We start from the raw sequence: 15301 nt of genomic DNA on the forward strand, positions 1-15301 counted from the left end.
CTGCGGGCGCTCGGTGGCCTTCGGATCGATCGCCGGTCCGGTGAACTGCTGGCGCACGACGGGCTTCTCGTGCTGCGGCCCGGTGGTGCGCACTTGCACGGGCAGCACCGCCGTGGCATCCGGGACCGCGCCCGGCGGGCGAGGCTGGTCGCGGTTGCCCGCCGCGAGCTTCGCGTGGGAATCACCGTTCGCCGCGACGTCCGAGGCGGATCCGGACTGCTGGACCGGCGCGTCCGCCGACGCGCCGGCCGGCAGTCCCGCGCGCTGCGGTGCCGGCACCGGCGTCGTCACGACGGCGACGACGGCCAGGACCAGGAAAGAGCCGGCCGACACTCCAGTGCGCAGGACGAAGTCTTCGGTAACCCACCGCTTGCCCCCACTGTTCGGCGGACCGCCCGGTGCGGCCCACATGACAGACGGGAGAACAGGTCTCCCACGCGAGGCGGCGCCAGCAAGCCTTTCGAGCGACCTCGAATAGCCCGCCGAGACGCCTCCGCCGGACCTCGGGGCGTCACGGGTCACCGATCACCGGGATGCGGCGCGGATCCGATCGGACAGCCGCTCGATGCTCTGCCCCAAGGAAAGCCTCTCACCACCGGCACGCCACCCGATCCGGCGCGTTTCTCCACTCGATGGCGTGACCCCGCGAGTCGGAACGACAAAGCTGTGCCCGGGGTTCCGCAGAGTACGTCGCGTGAAGCACAACTCAATGGACGACGCCGGGTGCTGCCTGCTCTCCGTGGCCTGGAACATCGCCCCGCCGGCCGCGGGGCTGCCGGATTCGAGGCGCGGTGCCCTGCGGTGCACGGTCGAGTCCGTGTGCCGGACCGCCGGGCACGGGGCGCGGGACTGGGCCGCGCGGAACGGGGCCGGCCGCGAAGCCGAGTACCGGCCCTTCCTGCAGCTTGCCGACGTAGCCTACGAGATCACCACGTTGCTGCTGCTCGTCGAGGACTTCCTGGTGCCGGACCTCGAGCGCGAACACCGGCGGTGGGCCGAGATCGAAGAGCTGGCGTCGCGGCTCACGGAGCTGGCCGACTGGACGTCGGCGTTCTTGAGCCGGTCAGGCTCGGCCTTACCCGCGTGACGCCTGAGGTTTGACGCCCACCCCGGCGTAGAGGCCGTCCTCTTCGGGGTCGACGACGGGGGTGAGCCGGTCCGGCCGCCAGTTCGCCGAGGTGGTCAAACCCGGCTCGACGAGTTCGAAGCCGTCGAAGAGGGCGAGGACCTCGTCGCGCGAACGGGGGTAGATGTGGTCCTGGGTCGACCGCATGGTCTCGGCGATCTTGGGGTCCCGCAGGACGGCGAAGTCGTTGGTCAGGTGGGTGAGCGCGAGGTGGCTGCCGGGGGCGAGCGCGTCCCGGTAGGCGCCGAAGACACTCCGCACGTCCGGCAGGTAGTGCCCCAGCGTGATGGCCAGCAGCCCGACCGGTTTCCCGAGGTCGAGCAGGTGCTCGACCGGCCCGGAACCCAGCACGGCTTCGGTGTTCGTGGCGTCGGCCTCGAGCGCCTCGGCGTTCGGGTTGTCCTTGAGCAGCATGAGGCTGTGCGCGACGGCCACCGGTTCGTAGTCGACGTAGACGACCTTGGCGTCGGGATCGACGCTCTGCGCGACTTCGTGGACGTTGCCGACGGTCGGGATGCCGGAGCCGAGGTCGAGGAACTGCCGGACGCCCTGCTCGAGCATGAACCGCACGACGCGCCGCAGGAACGCCCGGTTCCGCCTGGCCACCGTGGCGACCTGGGGCTGGATGGCTTCGAGCTTCTGGGCGACGGCTCGATCGGCGGCGAGGTTGTGCGCCCCGCCGAGCAGGTAGTCGTAGATCCGGGCGACGCTGGGCCGCGAAATGTCGGCGCCGGGCGGGATCCAGTCCGCGCCTTCCTGGTCGGTCATCGCTTCCCCCTCGCATCGGCTCGACCCACCCTAGCGAGTCTCGGCGGGCGGTGGGCGCGACTCCGGCGGACCGGTCACCGACGCCCGGCCAGCATCGGGAGCGAGACGAAGTCCGCCAGGGCCTGCTGGCCCGCCGCGTTGGCGTGGATGCCGTCGCCGTTGTCGTAGGCCGGGAGGATGCGGTTGGGCTTCAGCGGGTCCTTGAGCACCTGGTCGAAGTCCACCACGCCGGCACACGTGCCGCCGCACGAGTCCCAGCGGGAGACGAACAGCCCGATCTCGTGCCGGGCCAGGTTGGCCCGGTCGTCGTAGCCGGGGCGCGGCGTGCTCGGCGTGACGTAGACGGCGATCCCGGCCGCGCGCAGCCGCTGGAACACCGCACGGTAGCTGTCGAGGATCGTCGCGCCGTCGCAGCCGTAGGCGAGGTCGTTCGTGCCGTAGTAGTAGAGCACCGCCGTGACGCCGTGCAGCGCCAGGACGTCGCGGTCGAGGCGGCTCGACGCGTCCAGGCCCGCCACCGACGGCGGCATCGCCGGGCACGACGGCGCACTCGTCGTGCCCGAGACGCCCGCGTTGGCCACCGCCAGCTGGGCCGAAGGGGGCGCCTGGGCGACGATGCGCCGCGCCAGGTCGTCGGTCCAGCGCCGGTCGGCGCCGAGCTGGGTGCAGCCGGGGCCGCAGTTGGTGCTGCCGATGCCGTCGACGACCGAGCTGCCGAACGGGACGACCGTGCCCTTCAGCGCCGTGTTGTGCACGTCGACGGCGCTGACCACGTACGTCGAGCCGACGGTGGAAGTGAACGCGTCGCCCGAACCATCGGCCGTGTGGTCCCCCGAGCCGGCCGCCGTCAGGTAGTTGTCCCGCAGGCCCGCGCCGTGGCGGCCGGGCGTAGCCGTGCCCGCCACGAACATGCTCACCGCGAGGTTCGTGTCCGGGCGCGTCGTGAGCCGGGTTTCGTCGCTCCAGACGTCGCCACCCACCGGGATCGTGACGGCGGGCCGGCCGGCGAAGGTCAGGTCGCGCACCCCCGAAACCGCGGCGCCGCTGGTGCTGAGCCCAGCGGTGGCGTGCCCGATGGTCAGCGGGCCGGTGCCGAAGGTGTTCTGGAGCCGGACGCGCACGGCGTCGCCGCCCTGGCTGAGGTGGGTGATCATGCGCAGCGACTGGCCGGACACGGGCGCGTCCGCGTGCCCGTCCTGCGACTGCGCCCACGACGTGAACCAGGCGTGGCCGGCCCCGTCCGCACTGGGCGCCGAGGCGACGACCACCGCGGAAATCGTGACCAGCAAGGCGATTCGGTGGGCTGCTCGCACGGTGCCTCCCGGTCCACAAAGGACTTCGTGGCGACGTCGGCGTCACCACTCCCCCGCCCGATCGTAGGGAGCCGGTCACGAAAGCGGCAAGCAGCTTGTCCGATCTTGTCAGCGACCGGGTCTAGCCCTTGGCCAGCGCCTGGACGCGGCCGATCGGGCCGTTGTAGTAGTTCTGGTCCCCCGGCAGCCCGCCGCCGCGGGCGAACTGCCAGATGCTCTGCTTGTCCCAGCCCGCCGGGAGCTCGCCGATCTGCGGGGCGTAGCGCGCGAGCCACAGCGGGTCGGTGTTCCCGAACCGGCCGGTGTTGCCGGTGCACCGCTTCCACCAGCCCGTGCTCGTGTAGATCAGCGCGCTGCGCTGCACCTTCGCCAGGTACGTGCGCGTGAAGTCCGCGATCCACGCCGTCATGTCGGCCGGGCTCTTGCCGTAGCAGACGTCGCCGTACGGGTTGTATTCGATGTCCAGCGCGCCCGGCAGCGTCGTGCCGTCGGGGCGCCAGCCGCCGCCGTGGGCGATGAAGTACTCGGCCTGTTCGGCGCCGCCCGAGACGTCCGGGCGGGCGAAGTGGTACGCGCCGCGGATCAGGCCGGCGGTGTGCGCGCCGTCGTACTGCCCGCTGAACTGCGGGTTGACGAACCCGGTGCCCTCGGTCGCCTTGACGTAGGCGAACTTCGCGCCGGCGCCGGCCGCGGCGCCCCAGTCGACCGCGCCCTGGTGCCCGCTGACGTCATGGCCGAGCGTCTGGTCGGTCGTCTCGGCGCGGGCGGTGCCCTGGACGCCTTCGTGCACCGCGATCTGCGTGCCGGCGAAGTTCGTTTCGGCGAGCGAATAGTCGGGCGCGGCCTGCGCGGGCGTCGTGACGACCACCGCAGCGAACACGGCCAGCGCGCAGGCTCCCGCGAACCGGGCCCGCCACCGCCGTTCGTCGTGTCCGGCAACGGTTCGGCTCATGGGGGCTCCGATCTCGGTACGGGCACGTTCGCCGCCCATGCTGCCTGTCCCGGTCGCTCCCCGCGAGCGATGTGTCACTCGATGTGGTGATCTATAGCTCCGTGGTGATGATCGCCTCGACCAGCACCTCCCCCGCCGGGGTGAGTGCGACAACGCCGGGCTGCAGCTCGACGAGCCCGCGCGCGGCCAGCGAGCGGAACTTGCCGAGCCACGGCTCCGCGAACAGCGAACGCCCCGGGAAGCGTACCGCGTGCACGGAATCCCGCAGGGGCTGCAACGTCGTCAGCGCCATCTTCACCGCCCGGGCCTCCTGGGCATCGGGGGTGAACCGCGTCGCCGAACCCAGTGGGATTCGGCCGTCCGAAACGGTTTCGGCGTACCGCCGGGAGTCGACGTCGGTGATCGCCTCGGACGCGCGGCAGCTCGAACTGCCGCCCAGGCCGATCGCGACTTCGGGCTCCTGCTTGTCCTGGTCGACCATGATGGCCTTCCACTTCTCGGGCCCGAGGCCGTCGCGTGCGAAGTACATCGTCGGGTGTTCGGTGTAGCCCGCGGCGCGCAGGCCGTCGGTGAGCAGCTCGCGCATCTGGTACTGCTCGCCGAGCGTCGGCCAGCGGTGGCCGTCGCGCACCAGCTTGTCCCGGTACGACGGCAGCTGCCACGCGGCGGGCTTCTCGCCGGTGACGCCCGTGCGCGTGTCGCTATAGGACGCCAGGTGCAGCTTCGTGCACACCACCGCCGTGACCTCGTTCTCCAGCACGACGTCGAGGTCGCGGCGGACGCTGTCCAGGGTCTGGTCGAGCAGGCCGTACATCAGGTCGATGCTGACCCACTCGAAGCCCAGCGACGCCGCGTTGCGCACGAAGTCGACGCACATCTGCGACGTGTGCTCCCGGCCGCACAGCTGAAGGACGTGGTCGTCGAACGATTGGACGCCACTGGAGAGCTTGGTGCAGCCCAGATCCCGGAGCAGCTCGAGCTTCGACGGCGTGAACGTGCTCGGGTCGCCTTCGAACCGGATCGTCGTGCTGTCGGTGAACCCGAAGTGCGAGCGGTAGAAGTCCAGCAGCCGGCGGATCTCCGGCTCGGGCAGCAGCGACGGTGTGCCACCGAAGACGTTGAACTCCCCCACTTCGGCCCCGGCCAGGTGCGGCACGGCGTCGAGCCACAGCCGCGCCTCGGCGATGTTGAGGTCGACCCAGTGCTTCGCCTTCTCGTACTGCACTTCGGGCTTGCCCTTGACGAGCACGACGGGGTACTGGCAGAACCGGCAGCGATAGGCGCAGGTCGGGATGTAGGACCAGAGGTGGATCGGGCCGGACGAAGCCAGCTGCGTGTCGAGGTCGCGCAGGAACTCCGACGGCGAGCCGGGCACGTTGCCCGGGAATACGTGCGCCCCGAACGGGTCCTCCTGCACGAAGTCGAGGAGGTGCCGGTTCGCCGGCGCCTCGAGGACGTCGAGCACCGCGGGCCGCGGCCACGCCGGGTCGAGCGCGTGCAGCGAGCCGATCGCCTCTTCGTAGGCGAGAGTCATCAGAACACCCCTCCGTTGCCGAAGTAGTTGTGGGCCTCTCCGGATTCCCGGTCCTCGCAGTAGTAGTGGACGAACTCCGCGAAGCGCTCCGGCGGGATCTCCGCGAGGCACGGCGGGAGGGGCGGCGGGAAGCCGATGTCCTCGCCGACGTGCCGTCGGAGGCAGGCGAACAGCTCGTCGGCGAACTCGAAGTACAGCCGGTACGACGGCGTCTTGTACGCGTGGATCGGCGTGAAGTCGACGACACGCATCTCGTCGCGGATTTCGGCGATCCGCCGCGCGAGCCGGGAGGCCAGGTCGGCGCCGAAAAACGTGATGACCGCGTCGTCTTCGAGCAGCGTGGGCGTCAACAGCACCGGCAGGATCGTGTTCTTCGGCGTGAAGTCCTTGATCGAGAACTCCCACGCCTGCCGGGCCTCGGCCTCGGTCAGATCCGAAGCGGCAGCGGGCGCCGAAGGCCGGATGTCGCGCATGACGATGATGCCGTCGGAGCCGTAGGCGCGGCCGGCGATGACCTCGTCGATGGCGTGGTCGACGCGGCGCGGGTTGATCTCGACGCGCGAGCGCGGCGCGTACGTGATCGCGTCGCCGCCGCCGGCGACCTTGATCCCGAAGTCCCAGTCGTCGGAGAGGTGGCTGACGAACTTCCCGTCCTGCAGCTGGTAGAAGATTTCGATGCCGCCGGCGCGCTCGTACGCGTCACGCTCGACGGCGAAGCCCTTGCCGTCCGGGAACCCGCCGAACAGCGAGAACGTGACGGCACGGCACCGCAGCGTCCGCTGGATCGCGTCCCACAGCCGGGGACGGCCGGTGAAGTGGCCGGCGTCGTAGTAGTAGTCGCAGACGCCGATCGCGGCTTTGCTCTCCTCCATCGCGGTGAACAGCTCGCTCAGCCAGTGCGGGTCGACGCGGCAGTCGGCGTCGGCCGACACGAGGTAGAACCGCTCCCCCGGGTCGGTGTCCGGCCGGTTCCGGCTGCGCGCCGCGGCGAAGTCCATCCCCGCCCGCCGCGCGCACGAGACGCCCTGCTCGACTTCGGCGATGACGTGCAGCGCGAGGTCCGGGTGCGACGCCGCGAAGGCGCGCGCGACGGCCACGGTGTCGTCGGTCGAGTTGTTGTCGACGAGCACGACTTCGTACCGGCTCTTGTCGAGCGGATCGTCGCCGTCACGCTGCTCGTGCAGCGTCCGCAGGACCTCCGGCAGGTTAGCGGCCTCGTTGAACACCGGCAGCACGACGGAAAGCCGGGTGGCCGCGCCCATCGGCGGTGGGTAGAGCCGGTCGACGAGGTCGTCGACGACCCGCGTGCCGAAGTGCGCCTGTCCGAGTTCGGAGTTCGCCCGCACCACGTCCGCTCGTGTCCCTTCGTCGGTGATCAGCTCGGCGACTTCGCGGGCGAACGCCGCGTCCGGCAGGTCGCGGGCCCGGAGGTCCAGCACGGGCGCCCGGAACCCCTTGCGGCCGTGGACGACGTCGTACAGCTCGTACCCGCTGGTGAGGTACGGCGTCCCGGACGCGATCGCCTCGCTGATCGGGTTGCCGTAGCTCTCGTAGTCGTAGGAGGTCAGGAAGGACACGACCGTCGCGTGCGCGAGCAGGTCCCGCACCGAGTACCGGCCGGGCACGGCCGTGTCGTACGGCGTCAGCCAGCCGCCGAACACCACGCGGTCGCGGACGCCCAGCCGGTCCGCCAGATCCGTGAGGCGCACGTGCTCGGCGGGCGCTTCGCCGACGTCGCCCGCGACGAACAGCCAGGCGTCCGGCAGGAGCGCCAGGAGGTGGAGGTCCCGGTCGACGCGCTTCTGCGGGATGATCCGCGTGATCCGGGCGAGCAGCGGGACGCCGTCGGGAATGCCGTGGTCACGCCGGAAGCCCGCGTTGCGCTCGTCGATCCGCGCCGGCGCGATGGCGAACGCGTTCGGCAGGACGTCGATGTTCCGCAGGCCGGGCACCCACTCCAGGGTTTTGGCCAGCGCCTGGTCGTGGAGCGCGAAGTAGTGGATGTGCGGCGAGTTCCGCGGTGCGGGAACCCCGGGGTAGGGGAAGTGGCCGTACTTGGCGATGCCCGGCTCGCTCTGCCACATGAGGTCGTGGTCGCGCCAGAACACGAACCGGCCCAGGCGGTGGCGGCTGCCGTAGCGGTCGATCGCGCGGTAGAGCGCTTCGGTGTAGGCGATGTTCTCGGGCAGGGTGCCGTTCTCGACCATCACCACCGTGACGCCGAGGCGTTCCCACGTCGCCACGATCTTCTCGGCCAGCTCGGAGGCGATCCGGTCGATCTCCGGACGCGGCGTCTCGTCGCCGTGCTGGACGACGTCGTGCAGCACGCGTTCGACGAATTCGCGGTCGTAGCCGCGGATCCCGTCGAGGCCTGCCACGCGGTCGAGCGTGACCCACTCCGGCAGCAGGGTGGCTTCGTCGCGGTAGGGCCGGAAGAACGCGCCCTTGTCGGCCTTGATGTCGTAGCCGAGGTCGAGGTGGACGCGGTGCCCGGCGAACCGGCGCGCCGTCTTGAGGAACTCGACGACGACGCCGGACAGCGCGGTGGCGTCGAAGGACACACCCCAGAGGACTGACATCGATGTCGGACTCCCGCCTCGGCTTCGCCGTCGTTCCCAGCGTAAGCCGCGGCGCGCCGGACGGCCGCGTGAGCGGCGCGGTGGGAGTGGTCGGCGCTGAGCCGATCGGCGGAAGGCCGGGCCTGGCCGTCGTTGCCGACGGACAGGCCCGGCGTCCCGCGCCGGGTCAGGGCGCCCAGGGCTGAGCGACGACCCAGCTGACGTCGTCGTTGTACGACGTCGCGCTGTCGAACGCGTGCGCACCGCTCGTGTCGGCGATGTACACGGTGTTGTTGTAGTGCCGCAGGTACTTCCCGGAGTAGTTGTACGAGCGGAACGACGTGCCCTGCCCGCTCTTCCCGGCGACCGGGCAGAACGTGGCGTCGGCGCGGAAGGCCGCGCTGCCGTCCATCGGCTGGCGGTACACCTGGAAGTTGAAGTGGCGCAGGAAGTCCCCGGGGTAGTTGCGGGATTCGAACGACACGCAGGACGCACTGGCCAGCCCGCGGCGGACGATCCAGGTGGCGTCGTTCTTGTCCAGGGTGGAGCTGACCGGCGAGATCACCGCGTTGTCGTTCTGGTGACGGAGGTAGTCGCTCGTGCAGCACGCGGTGGTCGCGCGCACGGAGATCTCCGAGCCGGGGTTCAGGGTGCCGGTGGCGCCGGTCGGGCCGCCGTAGCCGACCGAGACGACGTTGGCCTGCACCGCGTTGTCCGCCGCGTCGGTCGGCAGCCCGGCCGTCATCACGCCTTCGAAGAACGACCCGATCGAGCCGTTGCTGTTGTCACCGCCGGTGCCCAGGACGATCGCGCCCTCCTGGTGCATCGGCGAGTACCCGGCGCGCGTCGGCTCGGAGCCGGAGTAGGTCGTCCGGAGGCCGCCCGACTGCGCGTTGCCGTCCTTGAGCGCGAAGAAGTTCTGGCCGTTGTTCTTCAGCAGCGCGGTGACGAACGGTGCCGTGACGCCGGTGTTCGCGGAGTTCTGGCTGCCGCCCGCGCCGGACTGGAACAGCCCGTTCTCCAGGTCGGCCTGCACCCAGGGACCGGCGCCGTAGCACGGCTGGAACCAGCACTCGGTGCCGAAGTTGAGGGCGTCCATGTGCCCGTTGCCGGTGTCCTGGTTGTTCGTCTCGGCGTTGCCGTAGTCGAAGCAGCAGGCGCCGTTGACGTGGGTGCCGGAGGTGATCATGTACATGCCCTCGGGCTGGCCGTTCTTCGCGACGCCGGACGTCGAGTTGTCGCGGTAGCCCATCCGGCCGGAGAACGAGGCGCCGTAGACCTGGTGGCCGCCGGCGGTGACCGGCAGGGCGTCCGCGGGGACGCCGGTGTCCTGGCCGCCCGCACCGCCGGGACCTTCGATCGTCAGGTCGTTGTGCCGCGGGGACTGGTCGTAGATCTCGGTGATCAGGCAGGTCGTCCCGGCGCAGAAGGAGTCCTGGGCCGCCGCGTTGGCGTAGCCGCCCGCCGCCAGCAGGCCGATGTTGGTCTTCGCGCCGTCGGATGCGCGCTGGACTTGGTACAGCGGGCCGTTGTAGGTGCCGTAGAGAGCGCGCGTGGTGCTGTGCGCGGCGACGCACGCCGTGCCCGCCGCCCCGTAGATGTCACACGGCAGCGAAGCGGCGGCCGAAGCGGTCGAGGCGGTCATCAAGCTCGCGAGTGCCAGTACCACGGCACCGGCGAGCGAGAGCAAAACCCTCGGCCTACTGTTAGCGCTAACATTCTTGCCGTCTCGACGTTGAGACATAAAGCCTCCATGGCTTGGCCGAATTATGTGAGCGTTACCAGCGAGCACTATCCAGTCCGGTCCCCGGTTCGTCAACGCTCTCATCGGGCGCAAAACGGACGCCCGCTCGACCTAAAACGATTTAGGGAGCCGCGGGCCGACTCGGCGCGGGCGTCCCCGCGGAGTATTGCCAACGTGTGAGTTCGTGATTACAGTCACGTATCACGTCTGATTGAAACGTTCAAACTCGTCGCCCATCCCCGCCTCCAGGGAGCCCGTATGCTGCCCTCCAAGCTTTGGCGCGCGACCACCACGACGCTCGCCGCGATCCTGGTCCTCTCCGCCGCCTCGGTGCCCCCGGCCGGGGCCGCTCCCCCGGTCGACCTGGCCGGCGCGCACTGGATCTGGTACCCGGAAGGCAACGCCCGCGCCGACGCGCCGGCCGCGACCCGGTACTTCCGCACCACCTTCACCGTCCCCGCCGCCGCGGTCAGCGACGCTCGGTTCGTCGTGACCGGCGACGACACCGCCGACGTCTGGCTCAACGGCCGGCCACTGGCCTCCTCCGCGCGCACCACGGACTCGTGGCGGACGGCGCTGGCCGTCGACCTGCGGCCCGCGCTCACCCCCGGCGTCAACACGCTCGCCGTCGCCGTCCGCAACGCCGGCGGCCCGGCGGGCCTGCTGGGGCGGCTGCGGGTGACGACCGCGTCGGGCACCACCGACCTGACCACCGGCGCCGGCTGGAAGAGCGCGACGAGCGCGCCGGACGGCTGGGAACAGCCGGGCTTCGCCGACGGCACCTGGGCGGCGGCGGCCGATCTCGGCACCTATGGCGCCGCGCCGTGGGGCAGCGGCGTCAGCACGCCCGGCGCGTCCGACAAGACGCCGCTCTCCGTCGCGAGCGCCACGGTCGGGCAGCGAACCGACCCGATCGGCGTCGATCAGCCCCGGTTCGGCTGGAAGCTCGCGTCCTCGGCTCCGCAGCAACGGCAGTCGGCGTACGAAATCCTCGTGTCGACCGGCGGCAAGGACGTCTGGGACAGCGGCCGCGTCACCTCCGGGCAGCAGGCGGACGTCGCCTACGGCGGCCCGGCGCTGACCTCGCTGACCGCCTACACGTGGAAGGTCCGCGTCTGGGACGGCCAGGGCCGGATGAGCGGCTGGAGCCCGGTGCAGCGCTTCGAAACGGCGTTGCGCGACCCCGCGTCCGAGTGGACCGGCGCGTTCCTCGGCCGCGCCACCGCGGGCCCGGACCTCGCCGGAGCGAACTGGATCTGGTACCCCGAGGGCGACCCGGCCGGTGGCGTGCCGCCGGCCACCCGGTTCTTCCGCAAGACCGTCGACCTGGCCGCGGCGCCGACGAAGGCCACCCTCGTCGTGACCGGTGACGACACCGCGACGGTGTGGGTCAACGGCACCCAGGTCAGCGACTCCCCGCGGGTCGCCGACTCCTGGAAGACGGCCGCCGTCGTCGACGTGAGCGGCCTGCTCACCGCCGGGACGAACACGATCGCCGTCAGCACGGAGAACACCACGCAGAGCCCGGCCGGGATGATCGCGAAGCTGACCGTCCAAGATGGACCGACGGTCGGCACCGACGGCACGTGGAAGGCCGCCCAGACCGGCCCGTCCGGCTGGCAGCAGCGCGGGTTCGACGACACCGCGTGGCCGGCGGCGAAGGCGGTGGCCGGCTACGGCAGCGGCCCGTGGGGCGCGAACGTCGCCGTCGCCGCACCTTCTCCCCTGCTGCGCAAGAGTTTCACGGTCTCGAAGCCGGTCGCGAGCGCGCGGCTGCTCACCACCGCGCTCGGCCTGCAGGAGACGCACCTCAACGGCGCCAAGGTCGGCGGCGAGGTCCTGGCCCCGGGCTGGACCGACTACACGAAACGCCTGCAGTACCGCGTTTCCGACGTCACCGGCCAGCTCCGGTCCGGCGAGAACGTCCTCGGCGCGATGGTCGGCAACGGCTGGTACTCCGGCAGCATCGGCATCGCCGGGAGCCAGAAGTACGGCACCGAGCCGTGGTACTCGGCGCAGCTGAAGCTGACGTTCACCGACGGCACGTCCACCACGGTCGCGACCGACGGCACCTGGAAGACCGCCGACGGCCCGATCCGCGCCGACGACCTCTACCAGGGCGAGACGTACGACGCGCGGCTCGCGGCGGCGGGCTGGGACCGGCCGGGGTTCGACGACCGCGCCTGGGCGGCACCCCGGGTGAAGACCGGCGCCAAGCCGAACCTGGTGTCCCAGGTGGACAACGGCGTCACGGTGCAGCAGGAGTTCAAGCCGGTCGCGTGGACGCAGCCGAAGCCCGGCGTGTGGGTGGCCGACCTCGGCCAGAACTTCAGCGGCGTCGACCGGCTGTCGGTGACCGGCCCGGCCGGCACCACGGTCACCGTGCGCCACGCCGAGGTGCTCAACCCGGACGGCACGATCTACACGGCGAACCTGCGCGCGGCCCAGGCGACCGACCGGTTCACCCTGGCGGGCACCGGGAGCGCGGAGACGTACGAGCCGCGCTTCACCGTGCACGGCTACCGGTACGTCGAGCTGACCGGCCTGCCGTCCGCTCCGACGGCCGCGACGTTGACCGGGCGGGCGATGTGGACGTCCGGCGCGCAGACGGGGACGTTCACGACGTCGAACGCGCTGGTGAACCAGCTGCAGCACAACATCCTGTGGGGTGAGCGCTCGAACATGCTGTCCGTGCCGAGCGACTGCCCGCAGCGCGACGAGCGGCTCGGCTGGACCGGCGACATCGGCATCTTCTCCGGCACGTCGACGTTCAACCTCGACGTCGCGAACTTCCTCGGCAAGTTCAGCGACGACCTGGTCGACGCGCAGCACGACGACGGATCGTTCACCGACGTCGCGCCGGGTGTGCTGGGCGGTTCGGGCACGGCGGGCTGGGGTGACGCGGGCGTCATCGTGCCCTACACCCTCTGGCAGCGCTACGGCGACACGAGCGTGATCGACGAGCACTTCGCGGCGATGGTCAAGTGGGTCGAGTACCTGCGCTCGACGTCCGGCGCCGACCTGATCCGCGACCATCAGACGTACGGGGACTGGCTCAACGTCAACGACAACACCGCGCAGGACCTGATCTCGACGGCGTTCTTCGCGTGGTCGTCGCGGCTGGTGTCGCGGATGGCCGCGGCCACCGGCCACGCGGCCGAGGCGGCGAAGTACGGGACGCTCGCCGACCAGATCGGGGCGGCGTTCACGAACCGGTTCGTCCAGGCCGACGGCACGGTCGGGTCGAACACGCAGACCGGGTACGTCCTGGCACTGGCGTTCGGGCTGCTGCCGGCTTCGCAGGTACAGCCGGCGGCGGACAAGCTGGCCGCTCGGGTCGCCGCGGCGAACGGGCACCTCAGTGTCGGGTTCCTCGGCGTCGAGAACCTGCTCCCGGTGCTGGCCGCGCACGGCCACGCGGACGTCGCGTACCAGGTGCTGCTGCAGCCGGACTTCCCCGGCTGGGGCTACATGATCGGCCACGGCGCGACCACGATCTGGGAGCGCTGGGACGGGATCAAGCCGGACGGCTCGTTCAACGACCCCGGGATGAACTCGTTCAACCACTACGGCCTCGGCTCGGTGGGCGACTTCCTGTACCGCTCGGTCGGCGGCCTCTCGCCCGCGTCCCCGGGCTACGCGTCGCTGCTGGTGGCGCCGCGGCCGGGCGGCGGGCTGACGTCGGCGAAGTCGGCGTACGAGACGCCGTACGGCGGCGCGGCCAGCGACTGGTCGATCTCGGCCGGGAAGCTGACGCTGAAGGTGACCGTCCCGGCCGGTTCGTCGGCGACGGTCCAGGTGCCGACGTCGCAGCCGGGATCGGTGGTCGCGCCACCGGAAGCGGTGCCGTCGTCGGCGGGGTCGTACTTCGTGCCCGCCGGGTCGTACGTCTTCACGGCTTCGGCGTGAAACCGAGCCGGTACCGCCGCTTCCCCGCGGCGGTACCGGCTCAGTCCACGAGCCTGAACTTCAGGTGGAAGTTGTCCAGGCCGGCCGGGAGCGGGCGGTCCGGGGCCAGTACCGGCCCGGACGCCTGCTCGAAACCGTGCTGCCGCAGCAGGTTGGCGAGCATCGTGCTCGCGCAGAACTGGACGAGGTCGCGGCCGGGGCAGATCGCCGGGCCCGCGCTGAACGGCACGAGAGCGGGGTTTTCCGCCGCGCGGCCGTCGAGCCAGAGGTCCGGGTCGAAGGAGTCCGCATAGGACAGACGCGCGTCGCGGTGGAAGAACGGGGTGAAGACCAGCAGCGTCGTGCCCGCCGGACCCCACTCCGTTTCTTCCGTCGTTTCGCGCAGCAGCATCGGCGTCGTCGGCCAGAGCCGGACGGACTCCAGCACGCACGCCCGCAGGTAGCTCAGCTGGTGCGGCTCGGCGGGGTCCACATCGGACAGTTCGGTGCGGACGCGGTCCAGCGCCGCCGGGTGGGCCGCCAGCAGGGCCAGGGCCCGGAACGTCGCCATGCCCGCGGCGTCGAACGCGAACAGCCAGTGCGCCACCTGGTCGGCCGCGCTGCCGTCGGCACCGGCGTCCGCGATCACCGCCGCCAGGCTGCCCGGCTCGGCCCGGCCGAGGTGCGCGGTGAGCCGGGCGCGGAACTGCTCCCGCAACTGCTTGCGCCGCGGGTGCAGGTACGCCCAGTTCGCGTCGAACCGCAGCCGTTCCAGCAGGTCGGTGAGGGTTTCGTCGTCGCGTGCGCCCGGCCCGAGCACGACCGTCCGGACCACGCGCCACCACGCGACGTCGAAGGCGTCCCAATCGAGCGAGCCGTCGTGCGTGACCTCGCTCAGCAGCACGGCGGCCTCGTCCGCGATCGCCCGCGCGAACGGTGTCGCGAGTTCGTGCAGCGGACGCCCCGGTTCGAGCACGGCCTCGGTGAAGCGGCGACGCGGCGCGCGGTCGGCCGCGTCCGAGATGAGCACGCCGTGCGGCTGGAAGTGGCCCAGCGCGGCTCGTTTCTCCACTGTGGACGGACTGAACGGCGTCGGCGCGCCGGCCAGCAGCGTCCCGACGTCCGCACCGGACAGCACCAGTTCGACCGACCGGCCCGGGACGCGCAGCTTGAGCGGACGCCCGTCGTGCTTCGCCCGCAGCCGCGCCAGCAGGTGCACGGCCAGCCGGTCGGCCCCCAGCTTCGCGGCCACGGCCATCGCCGCGGGACGCCGTTTGATCACCCCGCCGGCCAGCGTGGGCACCGCCACCTCCAGCGCGACTCGGACCGTCTCGGCCACCGATGCGGTCGCCGGGCGCGTGAGCTTTCCCTGGGTCGACGTCATGGACGTGCGGCTACCCGGGACCGCCGGACCGGAA

General features: G+C 71.3%; 9 protein-coding genes. 2 read left to right on the forward strand and 7 right to left on the reverse strand.

Features of this window, described 5'->3' with window-relative positions:
- The first annotated feature begins 694 nt into the window (after positions 1–694).
- Entirely contained in the window at positions 695–1087 is a 393-nt protein-coding gene (locus OG738_RS36460; RefSeq protein WP_329047817.1) for a hypothetical protein, read from the forward strand.
- Here the strand turns inward: OG738_RS36460 and OG738_RS36465 are convergent.
- From OG738_RS36465 to OG738_RS36490, 6 genes are all read right to left on the reverse strand, one after another.
- Positions 1076–1894: an SAM-dependent methyltransferase gene (locus OG738_RS36465; protein WP_329047819.1), complete on the reverse strand. Its 819-nt coding sequence runs from the start codon at positions 1892–1894 to the stop codon at positions 1076–1078. The two genes, OG738_RS36460 and OG738_RS36465, sit on opposite strands and share 12 nt — an antisense overlap.
- A gap of 74 nt (positions 1895–1968) precedes the next feature.
- Positions 1969–3207 (reverse strand): GDSL-type esterase/lipase family protein, encoded by a 1239-nt coding sequence (locus OG738_RS36470; RefSeq protein WP_329047820.1) that lies wholly within the window; start codon positions 3205–3207, stop codon positions 1969–1971.
- 121 nt (positions 3208–3328) lie between these two features.
- A complete protein-coding gene (locus OG738_RS36475) occupies positions 3329–4159 on the reverse strand; it encodes a GH25 family lysozyme (RefSeq protein WP_329047821.1) in 831 nt (276 codons plus the stop codon).
- Between the two features lie 91 nt (positions 4160–4250).
- Positions 4251–5693 carry a radical SAM protein gene (locus OG738_RS36480; RefSeq protein ID WP_329047822.1) on the reverse strand — a complete coding sequence of 481 codons (1443 nt, stop codon included), beginning with the start codon at positions 5691–5693 and terminating at the stop codon, positions 4251–4253.
- Positions 5693–8272, reverse strand: a complete 2580-nt coding sequence (locus OG738_RS36485) for a glycosyltransferase (protein ID WP_329047823.1) — start codon at positions 8270–8272, stop codon at positions 5693–5695. The genes OG738_RS36480 and OG738_RS36485 overlap by 1 nt, the downstream gene beginning before the upstream one ends.
- A gap of 166 nt (positions 8273–8438) precedes the next feature.
- The gene (locus tag OG738_RS36490; protein WP_329047824.1) at positions 8439–9896 is read right to left on the reverse strand and encodes an alpha-L-arabinofuranosidase B; all 1458 of its coding nucleotides are present in this window, start codon (positions 9894–9896) and stop codon (positions 8439–8441) included.
- A gap of 357 nt (positions 9897–10253) precedes the next feature.
- On the opposite strand from OG738_RS36490, the gene OG738_RS36495 reads away from it, so the two are divergent.
- A complete protein-coding gene (locus OG738_RS36495) occupies positions 10254–13904 on the forward strand; it encodes a family 78 glycoside hydrolase catalytic domain (protein WP_329047825.1) in 3651 nt (1216 codons plus the stop codon).
- A gap of 40 nt (positions 13905–13944) precedes the next feature.
- On the opposite strand, the gene OG738_RS36500 is transcribed toward OG738_RS36495, so the two are convergent.
- Entirely contained in the window at positions 13945–15267 is a 1323-nt protein-coding gene (locus tag OG738_RS36500; RefSeq protein WP_329047826.1) for a cytochrome P450, read from the reverse strand.
- Between the last annotated feature and the right edge of the window lie 34 nt (positions 15268–15301).

The sequence above is a fragment of the Amycolatopsis sp. NBC_01488 genome, from assembly GCF_036227105.1.
GTDB lineage: Bacteria > Actinomycetota > Actinomycetes > Mycobacteriales > Pseudonocardiaceae > Amycolatopsis.

Coding starts and splice junctions, on each gene's coding strand:
- OG738_RS36465 (WP_329047819.1), bottom strand. CDS start 1,894: ATGACCGACCAGGAAGGCGCGGACTGGATCCCGCCCGGCGCCGACATT.
- OG738_RS36475 (WP_329047821.1), bottom strand. CDS start 4,159: ATGAGCCGAACCGTTGCCGGACACGACGAACGGCGGTGGCGGGCCCGG.
- OG738_RS36480 (WP_329047822.1), bottom strand. CDS start 5,693: ATGACTCTCGCCTACGAAGAGGCGATCGGCTCGCTGCACGCGCTCGAC.
- OG738_RS36485 (WP_329047823.1), bottom strand. CDS start 8,272: ATGTCAGTCCTCTGGGGTGTGTCCTTCGACGCCACCGCGCTGTCCGGC.
- OG738_RS36490 (WP_329047824.1), bottom strand. CDS start 9,896: ATGACCGCCTCGACCGCTTCGGCCGCCGCTTCGCTGCCGTGTGACATC.
- OG738_RS36495 (WP_329047825.1), top strand. CDS start 10,254: ATGCTGCCCTCCAAGCTTTGGCGCGCGACCACCACGACGCTCGCCGCG.
- OG738_RS36500 (WP_329047826.1), bottom strand. CDS start 15,267: ATGACGTCGACCCAGGGAAAGCTCACGCGCCCGGCGACCGCATCGGTG.